The organism is Oerskovia enterophila (genome assembly GCF_044748475.1).
Taxonomy (GTDB): domain Bacteria; phylum Actinomycetota; class Actinomycetes; order Actinomycetales; family Cellulomonadaceae; genus Oerskovia; species Oerskovia enterophila.
Window position 1 is genome coordinate 281,323 of record NZ_JBIVFZ010000004.1, and the last position, 22,089, is coordinate 303,411.

9 protein-coding genes are annotated in these 22,089 nt (G+C 72.0%); 3 read left to right on the forward strand and 6 right to left on the reverse strand.

The features are described from left to right. The first annotated feature begins 38 nt into the window (after positions 1-38). The gene (locus ACIPWA_RS14305; protein WP_400291147.1) at positions 39-2,297 is read left to right on the forward strand and encodes an ABC transporter permease; all 2,259 of its coding nucleotides are present in this window, start codon (positions 39-41) and stop codon (positions 2,295-2,297) included. A gap of 63 nt (positions 2,298-2,360) precedes the next feature. Here ACIPWA_RS14305 and ACIPWA_RS14310 read toward each other — a convergent pair whose 3' ends face one another. The 6 genes from ACIPWA_RS14310 to ACIPWA_RS14335 form a co-directional block, all read right to left on the reverse strand. Continuing rightward, positions 2,361-3,608: an AGE family epimerase/isomerase gene (locus ACIPWA_RS14310; RefSeq protein WP_400291149.1), complete on the reverse strand. Its 1,248-nt coding sequence runs from the start codon at positions 3,606-3,608 to the stop codon at positions 2,361-2,363. Positions 3,609-3,706: 98 nt separating this feature from the next. Further along, positions 3,707-9,175, reverse strand: coding sequence for a GH92 family glycosyl hydrolase (locus ACIPWA_RS14315; RefSeq protein ID WP_400291151.1), 5,469 nt, complete (start codon positions 9,173-9,175; stop codon positions 3,707-3,709). Between the two features lie 285 nt (positions 9,176-9,460). Next, positions 9,461-10,375 (reverse strand): carbohydrate ABC transporter permease, encoded by a 915-nt coding sequence (locus ACIPWA_RS14320; RefSeq protein ID WP_082609024.1) that lies wholly within the window; start codon positions 10,373-10,375, stop codon positions 9,461-9,463. After that, positions 10,372-11,277: a carbohydrate ABC transporter permease gene (locus ACIPWA_RS14325; protein ID WP_056652734.1), complete on the reverse strand. Its 906-nt coding sequence runs from the start codon at positions 11,275-11,277 to the stop codon at positions 10,372-10,374. Before ACIPWA_RS14325 ends, ACIPWA_RS14320 begins: the two co-directional genes overlap by 4 nt. Before the next feature lie 195 nt (positions 11,278-11,472). After that, positions 11,473-12,762, reverse strand: a complete 1,290-nt coding sequence (locus ACIPWA_RS14330) for an ABC transporter substrate-binding protein (protein ID WP_068710067.1) — start codon at positions 12,760-12,762, stop codon at positions 11,473-11,475. A 555-nt stretch (positions 12,763-13,317) separates the two neighbouring features. Continuing rightward, on the reverse strand, positions 13,318-14,529 hold the full coding sequence (locus tag ACIPWA_RS14335; protein WP_400291154.1) for a LacI family DNA-binding transcriptional regulator: 1,212 nt from the start codon (positions 14,527-14,529) through the stop codon (positions 13,318-13,320). Between the two features lie 206 nt (positions 14,530-14,735). On the opposite strand from ACIPWA_RS14335, the gene ACIPWA_RS14340 reads away from it, so the two are divergent. Continuing rightward, a complete protein-coding gene (locus ACIPWA_RS14340) occupies positions 14,736-17,978 on the forward strand; it encodes a GH92 family glycosyl hydrolase (RefSeq protein WP_400291156.1) in 3,243 nt (1,080 codons plus the stop codon). Positions 17,979-18,064: 86 nt separating this feature from the next. After that, positions 18,065-22,063, forward strand: coding sequence for a discoidin domain-containing protein (locus tag ACIPWA_RS14345; protein WP_400291158.1), 3,999 nt, complete (start codon positions 18,065-18,067; stop codon positions 22,061-22,063). Positions 22,064-22,089: the final 26 nt, after the last annotated feature.

Consider the following 22,089-nt stretch of genomic DNA (forward strand, 5'->3'; position numbering starts at 1 on the left):
CGGGACCGGGGCCTCGGGCGGCAGCGGGAGGCCGGCTGATGCGTGGCCTGCCCCGCTGGGTGCTCGCGCCCGCGCTGCTCGGCGCCCTGTTCGTCGTCGTGCCCGTGGTCGCGATGGTCGCGCGCCTCGACGTGTCCGGGGGGCTCGGCGGGATCTGGGACCTGCTCACCTCGCCCACCGCGACCGACGCCCTGTGGCTCTCGGTGCGGACCTCGCTCGTCGCGACCGTGTGCTGCGTGCTCCTCGGCGCACCCATGGCCCTGGTCCTCGCGCGGACCACGTTCCCCGGGCAGCGCGTCGCCCGTGCGCTCGTGCTGCTCCCCCTCGTCCTGCCACCGGTCGTGGGGGGCATCGCGCTGCTCTACACGTTCGGGCGGCGCGGGCTGATCGGCCAGCACCTGTCCGTCCTGGGGATCGAGGTCGCGTTCACGACCACCGCGGTGGTCATGGCGCAGACCTTCGTCGCGCTGCCGTTCCTGGTGCTGAGCCTCGAGGGGTCGCTGCGGACCCACGACGCGCGCTACGAGGAGGTCGCCGCGACGCTCGGCGCCTCCCCCACGACCGTGCTGCGCCGCGTGACCCTGCCGCTCGTCCTTCCCGGGCTCGTGTCCGGGGCGGTGCTCGCGTTCGCGCGCGCCCTCGGGGAGTTCGGCGCGACCATCACGTTCGCCGGGGCGCTCCAGGGCGTCACGCAGACCCTGCCGCTCGAGATCTACCTGCAGCGCAGCGCCGACCCCGACGCAGCGGTCGCGCTCTCGCTCCTGCTCGTGGTCGTGGCCGTGATCGTCACGGCGGCCGTGCACGGCGGGCCGTTCGGGAGCACGGAGCCTCGCGTCCGGGAGGCGGGGCCGTCCGCCGAGGACGACCGGGGTCTCGACCCCGACCGGGGCACCGGGCGTGACCGGGGGCTCACCCAGGCCGACGAGCGTCCTGGCGACGACGACCGGCCCGGTCACCCCCGGGAGCCGGGCGCGACCCCCGTGGCGGGCGAGCCCGTCACCCTCGGCGTGCGGGTGCGCCTCGCCGGACGCGGCGTCGACCTCGACCTCACGGTCGAGCCCGGCCAGGTCGTCGCGATCCTCGGGCCCAACGGCGCCGGGAAGTCGACCGTCCTCCAGGCCGTCACGGGCCTGCTCCCCCACCGCGCGCACCCCCCGCGTCGCGCGGGGTCCCGCGCACCGCGCCCCCTGCCCGACGGCGCCGCTCCCGGCTCGCGGACGAACGCGCCTGTGCCCGTGCCCCCGCCCGACGAGCTCCGCGTCACGGTCGACGGCGAGGTACTGACCGACACCTCGCGCGGCCTCTCGGTCCCGCCGCGCCGCCGCGGGGTCGGCTGGCTGACCCAGCGGCCGCTGCTGTTCGGGCACCTCGACGCGGCGGACAACGTCGCGTTCGGCCTACGGGCTCGGGGTGTGCCCCGCCGTGCGGCACGGGCCGACGCCCGTGAGCGCCTCGACGGGCTCGGTGCCGGACCGCTCGCGGCACGTCGCCCCGGCGCGCTCTCGGGCGGCCAGGCCCAGCGGGTCTCGATCACGCGGGCGCTCGCGACCGACCCGCGCGTCCTGCTGCTCGACGAGCCGCTGGCCTCGCTCGACGTCGGGGTCGCGCAGCAGGTGCGCCGTGTCCTGCACGACGCGCAGCGCGCCGCTCCGCGCACGACCCTGCTCGTGACGCACGACCTGCTCGACGTCCTCCTGCTCGCCGACCGGGCCGTCGTGCTCGAGGAGGGCCGGGTCGTGGAGGACGGCCCGGCGCGCGAGGTCCTGACCCGGCCCCGGTCCCGGTTCGCGGCGCGGCTCGCGGGCATCAACCTCCTGGCGGGCATCGCGACCGACGACGGCGGGTTGCTGCTCACGACCGGCGACGGGTCCGTCGGCGGTCCGACCGTCACCACGAGCCCGGCCCAGGACACCGCGCCCCGCGGCGGCACCGGCACCGGCCACCTGGGCCTCGGACCGGCGCTCATGGTCGCGGGCGTCGTCGCCGACGCGGCCGACCTGGTCCCCGGCGATCCCGCGGTCGCGGTGTTCGAGCCCCGCGCGGTCGCCGTCCACCGTGAGGCGCCGTCGGGCAGCCCGCGGAACGCCTTCGCGGTGACCATCACCTCGATCGAGCCGCACGGGCAGCTCTTCCGGGCCTGGGGCGAGGTGCCGGGTCCGCGCGAGGTGCGTGACGCCGTCGGGCACCTGGCCGCCGACCTGACCCCCCGCTCGGTCGCCGACCTGCGCCTCGCCCCGGGCGAGCGCGTGTGGTTCGCCGTCAAGGCGGCCGAGGTGCAGATCTACGGCACGCGCTGAGTGCCGAGCCCGTGCGCGACGCGCCCGGCGTGCCGCGCACGAGCTCCGCACCCGGCAGGAGGCTCAGCGCGAGACGGCAGCCTTGACCGACTCCGCGAGGCTCCCCGTCACGGGCACGTCGGCCAGGAGCAGGGTCTGCCCCGCGTGGTAGATGTCGGGCTTGCCGTCCCACACGACGCCCGACGGGCGGTTGTGGACGTCGAGCTCGTGGTGCCACGAGCCGTGCTCGACGTCGACCAGGTGAGCCTGCGCGTACGCCCACCACTCCTGGGCGAGCCGCGCGTACCGCTCCTCCCCCGTGGCCTTGGCGAGCACCTCGGCGGCACCGATCGCCTCGGCCGCGACCCAGTGGAAGCGACGCCGCTCGATGGGGCGGCCGTGCCAGTTGACGGTGTAGACGAACCCGCCCTCGTCCGGGTCCCAGCCGTCGGCGAGCGCCCGGTCGAACAGGTGGCGGGCCGCCTCGAGGTGCGGACCCGGGATGCCCGCGGACGCGCCCGCACCCGCGGAGTCGCTCGCGGCATCGAGCTGCACCAGCAGCCGCGCCCACTCGAAGCCGTGCCCCGGGGTCGAGCCGTAGGGCTTGAACTGGTCGTTGGGGCGCTCGGCGTTGAGCTCGGGCTCGGGGCTCCAGGACTCGTCGAAGTGCTCGACGACCCGCCACTCCCACTCGGCGGCCACCGCGACGACCCGGTCGGCGACGGCCGTCGCGTGAGCGAGCCAGAGCGGGTCACCGGTTGCCGAGTGCGCCGCGAGCATCGCCTCGACCCCGTGCATGTTCGCGTTCGCACCACGATAAGGAGCGCAGGTCGTCCAGGCGCGGTCCCACTCGTCGCACAGCATCTGCTCCGCCTCCCAGAACTCCTGCTCCAGGATCCGGAGGGCGAGGTCGAGCAGCTCGCGTGCGCCCGGCCGCCCGGCCACCGTCCCGCTCGCGGCCGCGAGGACCACGAACGCGTGCGCGTAGGCGCTCTTGGTGTCGTCCACCGCGTCCCCCGGCCCTCGCGAGGCGAACCAGCCGCCGTCCACGGGGTCGGCGAGGTAGGTCCGCAGGCCCTCGAGCGCCAGGTCGGCGTGCTCGTCCGCACCCGGGACGCCCAGCAGGGAGCCGAGCGAGTACATGTGCGCCATGCGCGCCGTGATCCACGTGTGCACGGGCTCGCGGGGGTCCGGCGCGCCCTTGTCGTCGAGCCAGCGAGCCCCGCCGTCCGCTCCCAGCGACGCCTCCGCGAAGGTGAGCAGCCCGTCGAGCTGGCTCCGGCGCCACGTGGCAGCGTCCGGTGCTCCGGCTGCGTCGTCCCTGGTGGTCATGGTTCCCCGTTCCTCGTACCTGTCAATGATGTTCCCCCGGGTGGGTGCCCCGCCGCCGGACGTCCGGCGGCGGGGCACCCGCTCAGGTACTTCTGCGGCTAGCCGCAGGTGGCCGCGCCGTAGGCGACCTCGCTGGTGACGACGACCTCCTCACCGTCGACCGTCGCCGTGGCGGTCACCGTCGCGGTGCCCGCCTCGATCGAGCCCGCACGCGTCGCGAACGACTGGTGCGCGCTCTTGCCCGACCCGACGTTCGTGAACGTCTTGGTGCCGAACGGGGTGACGACCTTGATCGTCACGGGGAAGGACTCCCCGTTGACCGCGGTGACGGACAGCGTGACCTTCTTGGCCGTGCACTGCGTCTTGACGGTCGTCGCGACGTCGAGCGTCGGAGCGGCCTCGGTGACCGTGACGGTCACCGGGGTGCTCTTGCTCGCGTACCCGTCGTCGACGGTCACGTAGGCGGTGTAGGTCCCGGGCTGCGCGTAGGTGTGCGCACCCTTGACCGTGCCGGCGACGTCACCCGGGACGACCGTCCCGGAGGTCACGTCGCTGCCGTCGCCCCACGTGATCGCCGCCCGCAGCGGCGAACCGGCCGTCGCGCGTCCACCGGTCACGGTGGCGAGCGTCGCCTCGAGCGAGGCACCTGCCGCGACGTTCACGCCCGCTGCCGCCTCGACGACCAGCGGAGCGTGCTCCACCGGGGTGCCGTCGGAGGCGACCGTGAAGACGTGGATGCGTCCGTCGCTCGAGAGCGACCCCGGCTGGTCCGGGAGCGTGAGGCTCACGGGCCGCTTGCCCTCGGGGAGCGTGACCGGCGCCGTCGCGAAGATCGCGGCGGGGGTGCCGGTCTGCGGGCTGCCACCGCGCAGGCGGTGGTCGGTCACCGCGACGGGGATGTTGCCGTACACCGGGTTGCGGGCAGCGCCCGACCAGTCGCCGAAGCTCAGGTCGATGGGCTGCGACGAGCCGTCGTCGAACGTCAGCGTCCCGGAGGCCACCTGGTTCTTCTCCGTGCCCGTGCCGATCACCGAGAGCTGCTCGGCGTCCGCGGGGACGTCGATCTCGATGGTCTGGCCGTCGCCTGTCGCGTTGTCGGGCTGCGCCACCGGGACTGCCGGGACGTCGAACGCGAGGTCCGTGCCCGGCACCGTGCCGCGCTGGCCCTGCACGAAGCCCTTCGCCGCGAGCTGGGCCCGGTCGAAGAACACGCCCTGGCCGTCGCAGCTGCCGAACGTGGTCCCGACGTCGCCGATGCACACGTTGTCGTAGGCCGCGAGGAGCGAGCCCTCCCGGACCAGCTCGACGGACACGTCGAGCGAGGCCGTGACGGTCTTGTCGCCGCGCGTGACCGTGACCGTGACCGGGTAGACGCCCGGTGCGGCGAAGGTGTGCGGTGCGGTGACGGTGTACCCGCCGAGCTGGACCTTGGTGAGGATCCCGGTGGCGGGCTCGCTGCCGTCCCCGAAGGTCACGGTCGTGGAGACGTCGCCTGCGGCGACCTCCTCGGGCGTGACCCCGACGAGCGTCGCGAGCGACGCCTTGACCTCGGTGCCGGTCGTGGTCGCCACGTCCTGGCCGGCCGTGAGCGTGAGCTCGGCGCCGGTCGAGGCCTTGGGGTCGGCGAGCAGCTCGAGCTCGGCGAGCGCGAGCGCCCCCTCGCCCGAGGTCGCCGTGATCGCCACGCGGTACTGCGAGTACGCGGCGGGCTCGGCGAGCGTGAACGGCCGCGTCTGGACTGCCCAGCGGAACTGCTGGTCGGTGCGCTCGTCGAGCGTCGTCCAGGTCTGGCCGTCGTTCGAGCCCTCGACCTTCCAGGCCTTGGGTGCGGCCGTGCCGGTCGCCCCCGAGGTCAGGGTGTAGGACGTGACCGTCGGCTGGAGGCCTGCGGCCTTCCAGGTGACGACGGGCGTGCCCGTCGTGAAGGTCGTGCGGGTCTGCGACGTGTTGTCGGTGAGCGACGCGAGCTGGGCGGCCGGCGTGCCGTCGGAGACGGTCACCGTCCCCAGGCCCGACGTCGTCACGTCCGTGTCGGACTCGGGCGCCTCGTCACCGGTGGTCAAGGACGGCGGTGCGTCGTCCTCGCCCGTGCCCCACGCGGAGGGCTCGGGGCCCATCTCGAAGTCGAGCGTGGTGCCGCCGACCAGGTCGGAGTGCTTGATCGACGTCGAGGTGTGCGCCTCGCCGTCGACCGTGAGCGACTGGACGTAGACGTTGTCGACGCTGTTCTGCGGGGCGTTGACGACCAGGTCGCCGCTCTCGAGGTGCACGGTCGCCTTGGTGAACTGCGGCGAGCCGATCGCGTACTCCTCCGAGCCGACCTGCAAGGGGTAGATACCGAGCGAGGACAGGATCCACCACGACGACATCTCGCCGTTGTCCTCGTCGCCGGGGTAGCCCTGGCCGATGTCGCTGCCCACGAACAGGCGGCGCAGCGACTCGCGGACCTTCTCCTGCGCCTTGGACGGGGCGCCGGCCGCGTCGTAGAGGTAGGGGATGTGGTGCGAGACCTGGTTGCTCATGCCCCACTGGCCCATGCGGACGTCACGTGCCTCGAGACGCTCGTGGATGCCGCCGTTGGGGGCCTTCTCCGGGGTGCTGAAGAACAGGTCGAGCTTGGCCTCGAGGCCGTCCTGACCGCCGTAGAGGTTGGCGAGGCCCTGACCGTCCTGGGGGGCGTGGAACGCGAAGTTCCAGCCGCTGGTCTCGGTGTAGGGACCGCCCCAGTCCTCGGGGTTGAACGTCTCGGGCGACTTCTCGAACGTCCCGTCGGCGTTGCGGCCCTGGAAGAAGCCCGTGGCCGGGTCGAACAGGTTGACGTAGTGCGTCGCACGCTCGAGGAAGTACTCGGACTCCTCGCGCAGCTGCTCGCGGCGCTCGTCGGGCGTGGCGGGGTCCTCGGCGAGGGCCGCGGCCATGTTGCCGATGCCGAAGTCGTTGATGAGTCCCTCGAGGCCCCACGACACGGACTCGTGCGTGGACGCCTGGGTGTAGCCGAGGAACTGCGACGTGTCGAGGCCCTTGCGGCCCACGGCGTTGTTCGGCGGCAGGACGGTCGCGTTCTTGAGCGCGGCGTCGTACGTCGCGAGCGGGTCCGCGAGCGGGACACCCTTGAGGTACGCGTCGGCGAAGGCCACGTCCGAGCTGGTGCCGGTCATGAGGTCCGCGTAGCCCGGGGAGGACCAGCGGGCGACCCAGCCGCCGTCACGGTACTGCTGGACGAACCCGTCGACGAGCTCGGCCGCCAGCTCCGGGTACAGGAGCGAGTAGGCGGGCCAGGCCGTGCGGTAGGTGTCCCAGAAGCCGTTGTTGACGTAGATCTTGCCGTCGACGATCTTGGCGTTCGTCGTGGTGTCGCTCGCGCTGCCCGTCTTGGCGGCGACGGGGCTCGCGTACTGGAACTTCGGTGCCTCGGCCGTGCCCGTGTTCTCGAACTGCGAGTTGGGGTAGAGGTTGAGGCGGTAGAGGTTGGAGTAGAGCGTCGTGAGCTTGTCCTCGTTGGCGCCCTCGACCTCGACGACCTTCAGTCGGTCGTTCCAGGCGGACTGCGCCGCGGAGCGCACGTCCTCGAAGGACCTGCCCGTGACCTCGAGGTCGAGGTTCTTGCGGGCCTGCGCCTGGCTGATGAAGGACGTGGCCACGCGGAGCTCGACGGTCTTGTCCGACGAGGTGTCGAACGTCGCGAACCGGGCGTTGGCGCGGTTGCCCGCGGCCGTCCCGACCGCGCTGGGCAGGCGGTCGAACGTCCCGGAGATGAACATGCGCGAGCGTCCGGCGGAGAGTCCGCTGCCGCCGTCGACCCAGCCGGAGAGCGTGCCGCTCGCGGCGTCGTAGGCCAGCTTGGCGTCGCCGCTCACGCTGTCGACGAGGACCTGGCCCTGGTCGGTCGCGTAGGAGAAGCGGAGCACCGCGCCGTGGTCGGTCGGGGTGACCTCGGCCTGGATGCCGTTGGTGAACCTCACGCCGTAGTAGTCGGGCTGCGCGGTCTCGTCGTCGTGCGTGAACTCGAGCGCGCGCGTGCCGAGCGTGGCGTTGGGCGTGCCGCCGCCGGCCGCGGGCAGGAACGCGAGCTGGTTGCGGTCACCCATCCAGGGGCTGGGCTCGTGCGAGACCCCGATGCCCTGGAGCTGGGGCTTGTTGTTCGCGTTGTTCTGCTGCTGGTACGCGTAGAGCCAGCTCTGGGACGCCGCGTCGGTCATGGGCGTCCAGAAGTTGAAGCCGTTGGGCACCGCGGACGCGGGGATGTTGTTGCCGCGCGAGAACCCGCCGGTCGCGAACGTGCCGCGGCGCGTGTCGACGTAGTTGGTCAGGCTCGACCCGTCGATCCGCTCGGGGCTCGCGGTGAACGCGATGTCGTCGACCCAGCCCTGGAAGCGCGTGCCGGCCTTGCCCGTGGGGTTGTCGTAGCCGAGCAGGACCTCGTCGACCGTCTTGCCGGTCGCGACGCCGCCCAGGTCCACCTGGATGGAGTTCCACTGGTTGGCGTAGAGGATCTTGCCCGTGCCCTGGCCCTCGGGCGAGAACGGGGTGTCGTGCTGGTCGCGCGCGCCGAGCTCGGACAGGTACGTCCCGTCGGTGAACCGCACGTCGACCGACGCGTACGTCGAGGGGTACGCGAGGTCGTTGAGGAGCTCGGGGAAGATCGTGTAGCTCAGGCGCGTGTCCTCGCCCACGGCGACGTCGACGTCGTCGTACAGGATGTTGGTCGCGCTCGACGGCCCGTCCGCGAGCTGGCTGCCCGCGTAGCGCAGGGCCTTGGTGCCCGTGAAGCCGACGTTGGTCTTGATGGTCGGGCCGCTCGACGGGCCGGCACCGACCTTGGTGACCATGGGCGTCTGCGCGGGCGCAGCGTTCAGGTCGGTCGAGAGGTTCCAGTCCGCGAGCTGGAGGAGCGGCTCGCCCGAGTTCGCGGTGACGTTGAGGCGGTAGTGCTGGTAGGTGCCGGGCGTCGCGACCTCGAAGACCCGGGCCTGCTTGCGCTGGGGGAAGTCCTCGTTGGTCCGCTGGTCGAGCGGGACCCACGTGGTGCCGTCCGTGGACCCCTCCAGGGTCCAGCTCTTGGGGTCGCGCCCCTCGGCGTCGTCGCCCGACGTCATCGAGTAGCCCGTGATCCGCACGGGCTCGGTGAACGCGTAGGCGACCCAGCCGGTCGTGGTCCGGGTGAGCCACTTGGTGCCGGAGTTGTCGTCGGCGAGCTTGGCCGCGCCCTCGTTGGGGAGGTTCTCGCCGCTCGCGGTCACGCCCGCGAGCTTGCCGAGCGCGCTGCCGGGCAGCGTGCTGACGGGTCCGGTGACGTTGGACTGCCAGGGGGCGCCGTCGCGCTGGGCGACGGTCGTGTCGAGCGCGGCGGCGTCACCGGTCTCGAACGACGTCGAGAAGTCGCCGGGCTCGGGTGCGGCCGAGGCCGTCCCGACGCCGACCGGGAGCATGTGCAGGGCGAGGCCGGCCGCGAGGACGCCCGCGATGCGGCGCCGGCCCTTGCCCGCGGGTGTGCCGGGAGAGGTGGGCTTGCTGCCCGACGGCGCATCCGCCGTCGGGCGTTCGTGCGTGGGTGGGTACCAGCTCATGTCGTGCGATCTCCTTCGATCGTTCCGGCCACAGTTGGTGCAGCGGGGTCTTCTTCCGTGCGGTGCGGGCCACCGGGTGGTGGTCCGCGGGTCTCGGCCTCCCGTCCCCCCGGGAAGCCGACAGCGCTGTCAAGTTGGTGCAAGCAACTCCCTCGTCGACCCTTCTCAGAGGGTCGACGAGGGAGCGCCGTTCCCCGGTGCACAGCGTCGGACACCGGAAGTCTGGGGCTCGGCGCGGCTGCCGGTCCGCCCCGGGGTTCCCCGGGACGGACCGGCAGCCAGGCGTCAGCCCTTCACGGAGCCGGACATGAGGCCGCCCATGAAGTACTTGCCGAGCAGGATGTACACGATGAGCGTCGGGAGCGAGGCGAACAGGGCCCCCGCCATCGAGACGCCGTAGTTCTGGAGCAGGGCACCGTTCGCGAGGTTGTTGAGCGCGAGCGTGACCGGGCCGTTCTGGCTCGAGGAGAAGAACACCGCGAAGAGGAAGTCGTTCCACGCCGAGGTGAACTGCCAGATGAGCACGACCACGAAGCTCGGGATCGAGATCGGCAGGACGATCGACCAGTACGTGCGCAGCATGCCCGCGCCGTCGACGCGGGCGGCCTCGATGAGCTCGTTCGGGACGGTCTGGTAGTAGTTGCGGAAGATCAGGGTCGTGATCGGCAGGCCGTAGATCACGTGCAGCAGGATCAGCGTGGGGATGCCGCTCGGCAGGTTGAGGTCCTGGACCAGCTGGTTGAGCGGGATGATCACCGCCTGGTACGGGATGAACATGCCGAACAGGATGAGCGTGAAGACGAGGTTCGCCCCGCGGAAGGTCCAGCGCGAGAGCACGAACCCGTTGAGCGACCCGAGGAACGCCGCGATGATCGCCGAGGGGATCACCATCTGCAGCGTGCGCAGGATCGCCGGGGACAGCGCGGTCCAGGCCGCCTGCCAGTTCTCCGTGGTCCACACCTGGGGAAGATTCCACGCGCGGCTCGGGGCCGCGTCGCCCGCCCCCTTGAAGCTCGTCACGAACAGGACGTAGACGGGCACGAGGACGATCAGCACGAACAGGATGAGGATCGCGTAGCGGAGCGTGCGCCCCACGGAGAAGCGCTGGACGGGCTTCTTCTGCCGGCGCGAGCCTGCCGCTCCGGAGCCCGATCCCGAGCCGGGGGTCTGCGCCTCGACGGGCGTGGCGACGGCGGTCATCGGATCTTCTCCTTGCGGTTCAGGGAGATCAGGTAGGGCACGATCACGAAGGCCACGATGACCAGCAGGATCGCACCGACGGCCGCAGCGTTCGCGTAGTCGAAGCTGGACTTGAAGACGTACATGTCGACGGCCGGAACCTTGGTCTGGTAGTTCGAGGGCTTGGAGATCGACATGATGAGGTCGAACGCCTTGAGGGACATGTGGCCCACGATGATGAGGGCCGAGAGGGCGATCGGCGTGAGCTGCGGGAACAGCACGTGGCGGTACAGCTTCCACTCGTTGGCGCCGTCCATGCGGGCCGCCTCGCGCAGCTCCTCGGGGATCCCGCGGAAGCCGGCGAGGAACAGTGCCATGACGTAGCCCGAGAGCTGCCAGATCGCGGGGATCGCGATGGCCGCGATGCCGAACGTGACGTTGTTCCACCAGTTGTTCTGGAGGGCGTCCAGACCGATCATCTGGAACAGCCGGTTGAGGCCGCTCGCGTTCTCGCCCTGGTTGGAGTTGAGGAGCCAGCGCCACACGACACCCGAAGCGACGAACGAGACCGCCATGGGGAAGAGGTAGACGGCGCGGAAGAAGCCCTCGCCCTTGATGGGCTTGTCGAGGAGCCAGGCCCAGACGAAGCCGACGACCATGGTGCCGACCAGGAAGACCACGGTGTAGATCAGGAGGTTCATCAGCGAGTGCTGGAACTCAGGGCTCGCGAGCAGGTCGAGGTAGTTCTGGAAGCCGACCCGCGAGACGGGGGCCTGCCCCGTGGACTGCGCGGCCTTGTGCATGTCCGTGGTCGAGGTGGAGAAGTTGATCCCGATGAGGCCGTAGACGAAGACCCCCACCAAGATCAGTGACGGGGCGACGAGGAGCAGTGGCGGGCCCCATCGTCGAGCGGACTGGATCACCGGTGATCCTCCCAAGGTGTGGGCACCTCCCGACGGCTCTCACGGCGCACGAAGGTGCGACGGGGCCCTGCCGGGGACGGTGCGGTGGAAACGAGCTGCGGGTACGGCGGGGTGGGGCGGACCGTCCGGGGCCCGTCGCGGAGCTGCGCGAGCAGCTCCGCGACGGACGACCCCGGTCGGCCGGGTCAGGCGTCCTTACTCGGCGGCAGCGGCGGCCAGGTCGGCCTGGTACTGCGCGAGGTCGGAGGCGCCGGAGGTGAACTTGCTCGTCGCGTCCGAGATGCCGTTCAGGACGGCGATCGAGGCAGCCGCACCGTGAGCGAGCGACGGGACGATCGTGTCGTCCGCGAAGGACGTGATCGCGGTCTGCTGGTACTCGGAGAAGTCAGCAGGGTTCGCGTCGGTACGGGCCGGGATGGAGCCCTTGGCCTTGTTGAACGCGGTCTGGCCCTCGAGGCTGGACACGGTCTCGATCCAGGCCTTGGCACCGTCGGCGTTCTTGGCACCCACGGGGAGCGTGAACGAGTCGGCGAGGAAGCCGAACATGCCGTCCGTCCCGGGGACCGGGAAGTACGTGAAGTCGGTGCCGGCGGTCTTGCCGGCCTCTTCGAACGCCGCCACGGCCCAGTCGCCCATGACGTTGAACGCTGCCTGGCCGTCCATGACGAGCTGCGTCGCCTCGGGCCAGTCCAGACCGTCACGGTCGGTGTTGGTGTAGCTCATGAGCTTCTGGAAGTCCTCGAGAGCGGCCGTGACCTCGGCGCTCTCCCAGTCGGTCGAACCGTCCCACAGGCCGTTGTAGGCCTCGGCGCCCAGGTCGGCCATGAGGACCGTCTCGAGCAGGTTGACCTGGGTCCACGTCGTGGCGACCGAGAGCGGGGTCTTGCCCGTGGCCTTGACGGCGTCGAGGGCGACGAACCAGTCGTCCATGGTCTCGTACGTGGCGGCCGGGTCGAGGCCCGCCTCCGTCAGCACGGCCGGGTTGGCCCAGACCATGTTGGAGCGGTGGATGTTGGAGGGCATCGAGTAGATCTTGCCGTCCACCGTGAGGAGGTCGATCAGGTCCGCGGGGAAGACGTCCTTGACGCCGTACTCGTCGTACAGGTCCGAGATGTCCTCGAGCTGTGCGGCGTCGATGTAGTCCGTGAGCTCCTTGCCGGCGTGCGCCTGGAACGTGTCCGGCGGGTCGTTGGCCTGGAGGCGGGTCTGGAGGAGGTCCTTCGCGGCCGAACCGGCACCGCCGGCGACCGCGCCGTTCTCGAAGGTGAAGTCGGGGTGCTGCTCGTCGAAGACGGTGACGAGGGCGTCGAGCCCTGCCTTCTCCGAACCGGCTGCCCACCAGGTGAAGACCTCGACGTTGCCGCCCGAGGCGGCGTCCGTGCCACCTTCGGTCGAGTCGTTGCCGGTGTCTCCGCTGCAAGCTGCGAGGGCCAGGAGGGCAGCGGTGCCCACCAGTGCCCCAGCGACACGCAATCCGTTACGCATGGGATCCTACTTTCGTGTTGACAGCGCTGTCAGGAACAGGACGAACGTACGGCGGCCCGACGCCACTTGTCAAAGAGCTGCGCCGAATCGTTACCTGGGGGAGACCTCAGGGCGCCCCGAAGAGGACGTCGGCGACAAAGCGGCCTCCCCCACGAACCCGGACATCCCGCGGTTCCTCACGGTCCGAGGGGCGGCAGGGCAGGCTCCGCGGATCACCCGGTGGCGCCCTGACTCCCGACGGCACGGGTTGCGCTGATCGAATCCACGTTGCGCTGGGCGGGCCCCAGTCCCGCTCAGCCGACACCGCCGCGCACGACCTCCACCGGGCACCTGGGCGTGAATGCGCCGCGGGAGCAGGCACCGGCGGGCACGGGAGCAGGCACCGGTGGGCACGGGAGCAGGCACCGGTGGGCACGGGAGCAGGCACCGGTGGGCACGGGAGCGGGCAGCGGTGCCGCGGGGCGGCGCCGCAGCACCGCGCGGACGCGGCGCCCTGCGGGAGCACGGGTCGCGCGGGCGCCCGAGGATCGAGACGTCACCGCCGACGGGTGCGCCTCAGCCGACTGCCGGCACGCCCTCCAGGGGCGCCGCCAGGGCGATCTCGCCCGACCCGCGCGGGATGAGGACCGTGGGCACGACACGCAGGTGCGCAGGCTCGCCGGGCGACTCGATGCGCGCCACGGCGAGCCGCGCGGCCTCCTGGCCCATCGCGGAGACCTCGTAGCCGACGACGCTGACCTCGAGGATGTCCGCGAGCTCGAAGTCGTCGAACCCGACGAGGGCGACGTCGCGCCGCGCCCCACGAGCCGCGGGGTGCAGCGCCCGGAGCGCCCCCTGGGTGATCTTGTTGTTGGCCGTCAGGATCGCGGTGGGCGGCTCGTCGAGCGCCAGCAGCTCCTCGACCGCGACGCGTGCCGTCTCGGCGTCGTGCAGCCCGTCGCGCACGTAGCGCTCGGGGTCGCCGATGCCCGCGTCCCGCAGGGCGTTGACGAAGCCCTCACGACGCTCGCGGAACGTCCAGAGCCGCGGGAGGTCCCCCGCGAGCGCGATCCTGCGGTGCCCCTGGTCGACGAGGTGGCGCGCGGCGGCCGCGGCCCCGGCCCGGTTGTCGAGCACCACGGTGTCAGCGTCGATCCCGCCCGGCGGGCGGTCGAGGAAGACGATCGGCACGCCGTCGGCGAGCTCGGAACGCAGGTACGAGTGGTCGTCGGCCGTCGGGGCGATGAAGAGAGCCGCGACCCGGCGCTCGATGAGCGCGTCGATCAGCTCGCGCTCACGGTCCACGTCCTCGTCGGAGCTCGCCGTGATGAGCTGGAGCCCGTGCTTGCGCAGCTCGCGCTCGATCCCGCTCGCGAGGTCCGAGTAGAACGGGTTGGCGATGTCACCGGTGACGAAGCCGACGAGCCGCGAGACGCCTCCGCGCGCGAGGTCGGCCGCCACGGCGTTGCGACGGAAGCCGAGCGCGTCGGCCGCTGCACGGACCTTGAGCCGGGTCGACTCGGAGACGCTGGGTTCGTTGTTGAGCACGCGGGAGGCGGTCTTGAGACTCACTCCTGCGGCCTCGGCCACCGCGGCGAGGGTCGGTCGACCTCCACCGCGTGCAGTTCGGCCGTCCTTGGCCACCACATCCACCCCCGCACGATTGACTGGCGGGGATTCTTCCACACCCCAGCGCGCCCCGGCCCGGAGTGCCACCTGACCGACTCGTCGCAACGAGGGGCTGGTCAGGACGACCCCGGTGTGTATAGGGTGAGTACACCCGACCATGACAGCGCTGTCAAGTCGAGACGAGCACACAGACAGGACAGCGGACCAGCCCGCCGCCCAACCCGCGGCGACAGACCCGACACCCGCCCGACCCTCGCACCACCTGCCTCACCCCCGAACCTGCCCGACGGCGCCGCGCACCCCACGCGCGACGCCGCTCCCGGGCGCGCCCCGGGGTGGGCAGCACCCCCGAGAGGACACGTCCCTTGCCCGTCCCAGCCTCCCCCTCCCGCACCCGCGGCCGTCTGCCCGCGCTGGTCGCGGCGGCGGCCCTCGTCACAGGCCTCGGCCTCACGGCCCCGAGCACCGCCACGGCCCAGCCCGTCGCCGGCGCCGACCTCGTGAACCTGGACCCCTTCGCTGCCGTCGATCCCTGGATCGGTACCGCCGAGGACTTCTCCCAGAACAAGGGGAACGCGGCGTACGGCAACACCTGGCCCGGCGCGACGGTGCCCTTCGGCATGGTGCAGTCGAGCCCCACGACCTTCCGCAGCCGCGACGGCGACATGCGTGGCGGCTACGAGTACAGCGCCGACAAGATCCGCGGGTTCGGCATGAACCGCCTGTCCGGGACGGGATGCGTCAACCGCAACGGCGCGTTCGACTTTCCCGTCCTGCCCTACGCGGGCCCCCTCACCGCCCAGGGCGCTCTCCCGTCCTCCCCCGGCGACGACATCAAGCCGTACTACCTCGCGTTCGACCACGCGGACGAGGTCGGCGAACCCGGGTACTACTCGGTCGACCTCGCGAACGGCGTGTCCACCGAGCTCACCGCGACGACCCGCACCGCGATCAGCCGCTTCGACTTCCCCGCGGACGCCGACTCGTCGACCCTGATCTTCAACACCACGGGTTCGAACAACAGCGTCTTCGGCAGCGGGGTGACCATCGAGGGCAGCACGATCTCCGGCTGGGTCGAGACCGCACCGGTCTGCGAAGGCGGCGGGCGCTACAAGGCGTACTACTCGGCGACGTTCGACCAGCCGATCGTCTCGTCCGGCACCTGGACCGGCGGGGACGTCACGGTCGGCTCGACCAGCGCGTCCGCACAGAAGCGGCACGGTGCGGGCGTCTTCGTGACCTTCCCCGACGGGGCCGAGGTCACGGTCAAGGCAGGCCTGTCCTACGTGAGCATCGAGAACGCCGCGGAGAACGCCACCACGGAGGCGGGCCACGTGACGTTCGACGAGGCGCGCGCATCGGCGGAGACCACCTGGCGCGACGCCCTGAGCACGATCGACGTCGCGGGGGGCACCGAGGCCGAGCAGGTGACCCTCTACACGGCGCTCTACCACTCGCTGCTGCACCCGAACACCTACGACGACGTCAACGGCGAGTACTTCGGCTACGACGGCACGGTCCGCCAGGTGGAACCCGGGCGTCACCACTACGCGACGTACTCCGGCTGGGACATGTACCGCGGCCAGGCACAGCTCGTCGCGATGCTCTTCCCCGACGTCGCGTCCGACATCAACCAGTCGATCGTCGACCTGGTGGGCCAGTCGGGCTACTGGCCCAACTGGCCGCACCTCGGCGTGGCGCAGCAGAAGATGAGCGGAGACTCCCTGCCGACCGTCCTCTCGGTCATCGACGCGTTCGGCAGCACCGACTACGACCGCGAGGCGGCGCTCGCGCACCTCGTCTCCTCGCAGGCCCTGCCTCTCGACGCCGCGCGGAACAAGCGCGACAACGGGTACCAGTTCGCAGGACTCGGGTTCGTCGAGAACGCGAAGAACGCCGTCTCGACCTCGACGACGCTCGAGTACGCGACCAACGACTTCTCGATCGCCCAGCTCGCCCAGCGTCTGGGCGACGACGCGGCGTACGACCGGTTCATGCAGCGCGCACAGAACTGGCAGAACGTGTTCGACCCCGTCACCCGCGAGATCCGTCCCCGCGGTCGCAACGGCTTCGACCGCGCGTTCAACCTCGGTGAGCGGGGCAACCAGTTCGACCAGGCGACCGGCTACCAGTACGGCTGGGCCGTCCCGCAGAACATGAGCACGCTCATCGCCAAGCGTGGCGGGGTGGAGAAGGTCACGGCCGATCTCGACAAGCACCTCACGCGGCTCGACGCAGGCGTCTACAACACCCCGTACGCCTACATGAGCAACCAGCCCAGCACCTCGACGCCCTGGGTCTACCACTGGCTCCAGCAGCCCGCGAAGACGACGGACGCCCTGGACCGGGCGCGGGCCGAGCTCTTCACGACCGCTCCCACAGGCATTCCCGGCAACGACGACCTGGGCTCGCTCTCGTCGTGGTTCGTCTGGTCCAACCTCGGCCTCTACCCGGCGATCTTCGGCCGCGCCGAGCTGCTCGTGTCCTCGCCCGCGTTCGACCAGGTCACCATCACGAGCCGGGTCGCCGACGGTGCGCCCCGGGTCATCTCGCTCACGGCGCCCGGCGCGTCGAGCGGATCGCGCTACGTGGACTCGCTCCGGGTCGACGGCGTCACGTCCTCGGCCTCGTGGCTCCCGGAGTCCTTCACCCAGCAGGGCGGCACGCTCGACCTCACCATGCGCTCGACCCCGGGCACCTGGGGCACCGGGAAGGCCGACGTCCCGCCGTCGTTCACCGACGGGAGCGACGTCTTCAACAACATCGGCACGACGACGGACGGCAAGGGCGCGACGGGTTCGATCGACGCGTCCGACAACACCCTGTCCCGCGCCGACCTTGCCGCGGCCGGCGCGACTCCCGGCGCTCGCCTCCCCCTGGGCACGACGGGGGTCACCTACACCTGGCCGGATGCCGCGCCGGGTGCGCCCGACAACTGGATCCCCCACGGCCAGAGCGTCCCGATGGGCGTCCGGGTCGAGAAGATCTCGTTCCTCGGTCTGGCCACCAACGGGCCGGCCAAGGGCACGGCGACGGTCGTCTACACCGACGGCACCCGGCAGGACGTCCAGGTCGAGCTGACGGACTGGACCCCGGGGACCACCTACCAGTTCGGCAACGTCCCGGTCGTGACCACGACGGGTCGCAACAAGGCCAACGGCACCAAGGACACGACCCAGGCCAAGGTCTTCGGGACGGTGCCGGTGTCGGTCGACCCGACCCGCACGATCGAGTCGGTGATCCTGCCGCAGGGGACCGACAAGGGCGTGATGCACCTGTTCGCGGTCGGCACCTCCGAGCCGATCGTCGACCGGGGGGTCGAGGTCGTCGCGAGCGCCAGGGCGCAGTGCACGGGCCGGACCGGGGCCGTCGTGGTCCGCGTGGTCAACGACGACTCGGTCCCCCTCGACGTCGTCGTGGCGACGGCGTGGGGCACCAAGACCTTCTCGCAGGTCGCCCCCGGCAGGTCCGCCGCACAGACCTTCTCGACCCGGTCCGCCGACGTCGAGGCCGGGAGCGTCACCGTGACCGCACGGCCGAGCGACGCGCAGGACGTGCGCGAGACCGTCACCGACGTCGAGCACGCGGCGGTGACCTGCGGACAGTGAGCACGACCCTGGGGGCGGGACCGCCCTCCCGCCCCCGGGGCTCCACCCCTCCGATGCGTCGACGACGACGCAGGAAGCAGCCGACCATGCACCGCACGCCCCTCCGTCCCCGGGCGGACCGCGCTCCCGAGCCACGGCCCTCGCGCCGGCCCCGGCGACGTGCGCTCCGGACCGCCGTCGTCGCCCTGACCTCGGGCTCGCTCCTCCTCGCGGGCCTCACGGCCACGGCCTCCGCGACCGGGGTGCCCGCGACCACCGGCGCGAGCACCTCGTCCACGGCCCCGGCCTACGGCGCCCCCGACGAGACGGCCGCCACGTACTACGAGGCGCTGCTGCGCCACACCCGCTGGGTCGAGTCGGTCTACGACCCTGCCGCAGGCGTCTACCAGCTCAAGGACATGAACTTCGCCGTCGTGCTCGGCAACGCCGTGCTCGTGACCCAGGGCGAGTACGACGCCGAGCTCGCCGGCATCTCGCGCGAGGACCTCAAGGCGCACACGCTCTCGACGATCACGCACTACGCGGCGTCGAACCGCCTCGTGAACCCCCAGGGCACCTGGGGGCGCAAGCTGTTCTGGGAGTCGACCTTCCAGTCGTACTTCCTCGCCGCGGGCCGCCTCCTGTGGGACGACCTCGACGCGACGACGCGCGCGAACCTCACGACGATCGCGACCGAGCAGTCGCGCTACGCGGCCGACCTGAACTTCGCCCAGGACCCGCTGTCGGGTGGCTGGAACGCCCACTGGCCCACGGGCGGGTACAAGGGCGACACCGCGCAGGAGGAGGTCGGCGTCTACACGCAGGCCCTCGCACCGGGCCTCGCCTGGGCGCCCGACGACCCCGACGCCGGCCGCTGGGCCGACCAGCTCGCGACCTGGGGGCGCAACGCCGCGGGCCAGCCGACGGCCGACAAGAACAACCCCGCGGTCGTGGCGGGTGCTCCTGTCTCGGACAACACGATGCAGAACATCTACGACACCTACATCGTGGAGAACCACGGGTCGTTCGGGCCGCACTACCAGTCGGACGTGTGGCGCTCGGGGGCGCGCAACGCGATCCACTTCCTCCTGGCCGGCGAGCCGATCCCGGAGATCCTGCTCGAGCAGCCCAACTCCGCGGAGCTGTGGCGGTCCATCCAGCTCGTCATGTCGGAGCAGGGCGAGCCGTTCATGCCCATGGTCAACGACCGCGAGTTCCTCTACGGCCGCGACGTGCTGCCCGTGGCGTTCCTCGGTCAGGTCCTGCGTGACCCTGACGCGGCGCGCGCCGAGGCGAGCCTCGCGGACGCTCTCGCGGACTACCAGATGTACGCGCCGGTCTACCGCCTGACGAAGTTCTCGGGCGAGGCCAAGTACGAGCCCGAGGCGCGCGCCGAGATCGCGATCTCCTACCTCCTGCACGTCGCGAGCGCCGAGTCCCCCGAGGGTCCGGTCGTCCCGACCCCTTCCGACGAGCTCTTCGAGCGCCTCGCGGGAGTCCGTGACTTCGGCGCGGGCCCGGGCCTGGTCGTCCAGCAGTCCGCGAACGCCTGGGCCGGCGCGGTCAGCCGCCAGGGCTTCGTCAAGTTCCCCTGGGTCCCCGAGCAGGACTCGTGGCTCTTCCACCTCTCGGGCAGCTCGCCCTTCCTCTACCCGAACGCATCGGCCCAGGTGAGCGCCCGGTCGGTCGACGTCTCGACCGCTGCCAGGGACGGGTTCGACGGGACCGCCTCGGTCTTCCGGATCGGGGACGGGTACGCGGGCCAGGTGACGCTCCCGACGGGGTCTGCGATCTACGCCTCGACGGGCGCGGGTCCCACCGACGGGACCGTGACGGTCCGCAACCTCGACATGGGCGGGTACAACGGGCTCGACGGGTCGCGCACCTACACGACGTCCGACGGAGAGGTCACCGCGGCCAACCCCGTCGTCCCGGCCACGGACCCGGCCGACGCCAACGCGGCGCGCGTCGACGACCTGCCGTTCGACCAGGTCCAGGCCCGCTACGTCCGGATGAAGGGCATCCGCGGCAACGCGACCTACGGGTACTCGATGTACGCGTTCCACGCCTACGGCCCGGACGGGGCGGCCGACCTGGCCGCGAAGAAGCCCGCGACCGCGTCGAGCCAGGACGCCGAGGGCGGCCGCACGGCCGCACGCGTCACGGACGGCAGCCCCACGACGCGGTGGGCGGTCTCCAAGACCGACCGCACCCGCCCCGACTCGTGGGTCCAGGTGGACCTGGGCGAGGTGCGGACCCTGGCCTCTGTGCGCCTGGCGTGGGAGGCCTCGGCCGGCGCCGAGTACACCGTGGAGACCTCGCTCGACGGCACGACCTGGACCGTCGCGACCCGGTACGGGAAGTCGGCCCAGGACGCCAACGTCGCGCGCCTCGACACCGTGGACCTCACGGCGGCGGACGGGTCCTCCCCCGCCCCCGCGCGCTTCGTCCGGATGCAGGGCGTCCGCGGCAACGCCGACTACGGGTACTCGCTCTACCACCTGCGCGCGTTCGGCCCGCAGGGGTCGACGAACCTCGCGGCGGGCAGGCCCGCCACCGCGTCGAGCGCCGACGACGGCAAGCCCGCGACCGCAGTCACGGACGGCAAGGCCGACACCCGCTGGGCCGTCTCGCGCACGGACCGCACCCGGCCCGACTCCTGGGTGCAGATCGACCTCGGCACCGTCCAGGACGTGTCCCGGGTCGAGCTGGGCTGGGAGGCGTCGGCCGGAGACGTGTACGTGATCCAGACCTCGACCGACGGCACGACCTGGCACGACGCCGGGCGGCACGAGGAGAAGGGCACCGAGGTCCTGCGCTCGCAGGGCGGCTGGATCAACATCGAGGGCAAGGGCGGGTTCGTGGTCCGCGGCACGGACGCCCCGGTCACCGTCTCGCGCTCGGGCGACGCCAAGCACGTCGTGCGCCTGGCCGACGGCGCGACGGGCCCCCGGCTCGTCGAGGCCGTGGTCGGCGACGCGGCGACGACCGCGCAGCAGGCCGCGCGCGCCGTCCCGACGAGCAGCTCGCCCGGGACGCTCGTGAGCGGTCTGGACGGCTACCTGTCGGTCTTCAACCTCACCGGTGCGCCGGTCACCACGACGGTCACCGTGGCCCACGACGCCTCGACGGCGGCCCTTTACCCGGGCAGGCAGCGTGTGACGGCTGCCGGGTCCCAGGTCGAGGTGAGCGTCCCGGCCGGCAGCGCGGTCGTCCTGGCACCCCGTGCGACGCTCGACGTCTCGCAGGTCACCGGGTCGCTCGACGCCGACGTCACCGACGCACGCACCGTGGTCCTCACCTCGGCGGCCCCCGTCTCGCTCGTCGTCCGCAATGCCGAGACGGGCGACGCCCGCGAGGTCGCGGTCCCGGGCACGGCGACGCCCACCACGCTCCGCTTCCGGGGAGCGACCCCGTTCCCCGTGGCGGACCACGCCCTGAGCACCCTCACGTTCCCGGCCTCGGTGCTCCCGTCGGGCATGACGTCGCCGTCGCTCGCGGTCGACGGCGACCCGTCGACCGCCTGGTCGCCGGGTTCCGCCACGGGACGCATGGTCACCGACCTCGGCGCCCCGCAGGAGGTCGGCCGGGTCGTCACGCGCTGGGACGGGGACGCCCCGGCGGCCACGGTCTCGGTCAGCGACGACGGTCTGACGTTCACGGACGTCGGCCGGATCGAGGGTGGGTCCGGCCGCGGCTCGCTCGACGTCGGAGCCACCACGCGCTACGTCGCCCTGACCGTCGACGGGTGGGCTGCCGGCGGGCCGGGGCTCTCGAGCCTCCAGGCCCTCGCGCCGGGCGCCGCGGACCCCCGGCTCGCGACCGACCTGTCGATCGGCACGACGGTCACCACGAAGTGCACGGCCGGGGTCCAGTACCTGTCCGTCCGCGTCGTGAACGGCGAGCAGGTCCCGCTCGACGTGGTCGTCCGGACTCCCGCGGGCACCAAGACGTTCGTCGGGGTCGCACCGGGACGGTCCGCGTCGCAGACCTTCCGGGTCCGCGAGGCCGGTGACGCCACCGGGATCGTCGAGACCACCGCCACGGGGTCAGGCGGCGGCACCACCGTCGTCGAGTCCCCCTTCCAGCCGGCCGCCTGCGGGTAGCCCATCGCCGCCGCCGCGTCGCCCGT

What these genes read in the sequence shown, in the direction of transcription:
- ACIPWA_RS14320 (WP_082609024.1), bottom strand. Translation starts at nt 10,375, where the DNA reads ATGACCGCCGTCGCCACGCCCGTCGAGGCGCAGACCCCCGGCTCGGGA.
- ACIPWA_RS14335 (WP_400291154.1), bottom strand. Translation starts at nt 14,529, where the DNA reads ATGGTCGGGTGTACTCACCCTATACACACCGGGGTCGTCCTGACCAGC.
- ACIPWA_RS14305 (WP_400291147.1), top strand. Translation starts at nt 39, where the DNA reads ATGCGTGGCCTGCCCCGCTGGGTGCTCGCGCCCGCGCTGCTCGGCGCC.
- ACIPWA_RS14315 (WP_400291151.1), bottom strand. Translation starts at nt 9,175, where the DNA reads ATGAGCTGGTACCCACCCACGCACGAACGCCCGACGGCGGATGCGCCG.
- ACIPWA_RS14345 (WP_400291158.1), top strand. Translation starts at nt 18,065, where the DNA reads ATGCACCGCACGCCCCTCCGTCCCCGGGCGGACCGCGCTCCCGAGCCA.
- ACIPWA_RS14330 (WP_068710067.1), bottom strand. Translation starts at nt 12,762, where the DNA reads ATGCGTAACGGATTGCGTGTCGCTGGGGCACTGGTGGGCACCGCTGCC.
- ACIPWA_RS14310 (WP_400291149.1), bottom strand. Translation starts at nt 3,608, where the DNA reads ATGACCACCAGGGACGACGCAGCCGGAGCACCGGACGCTGCCACGTGG.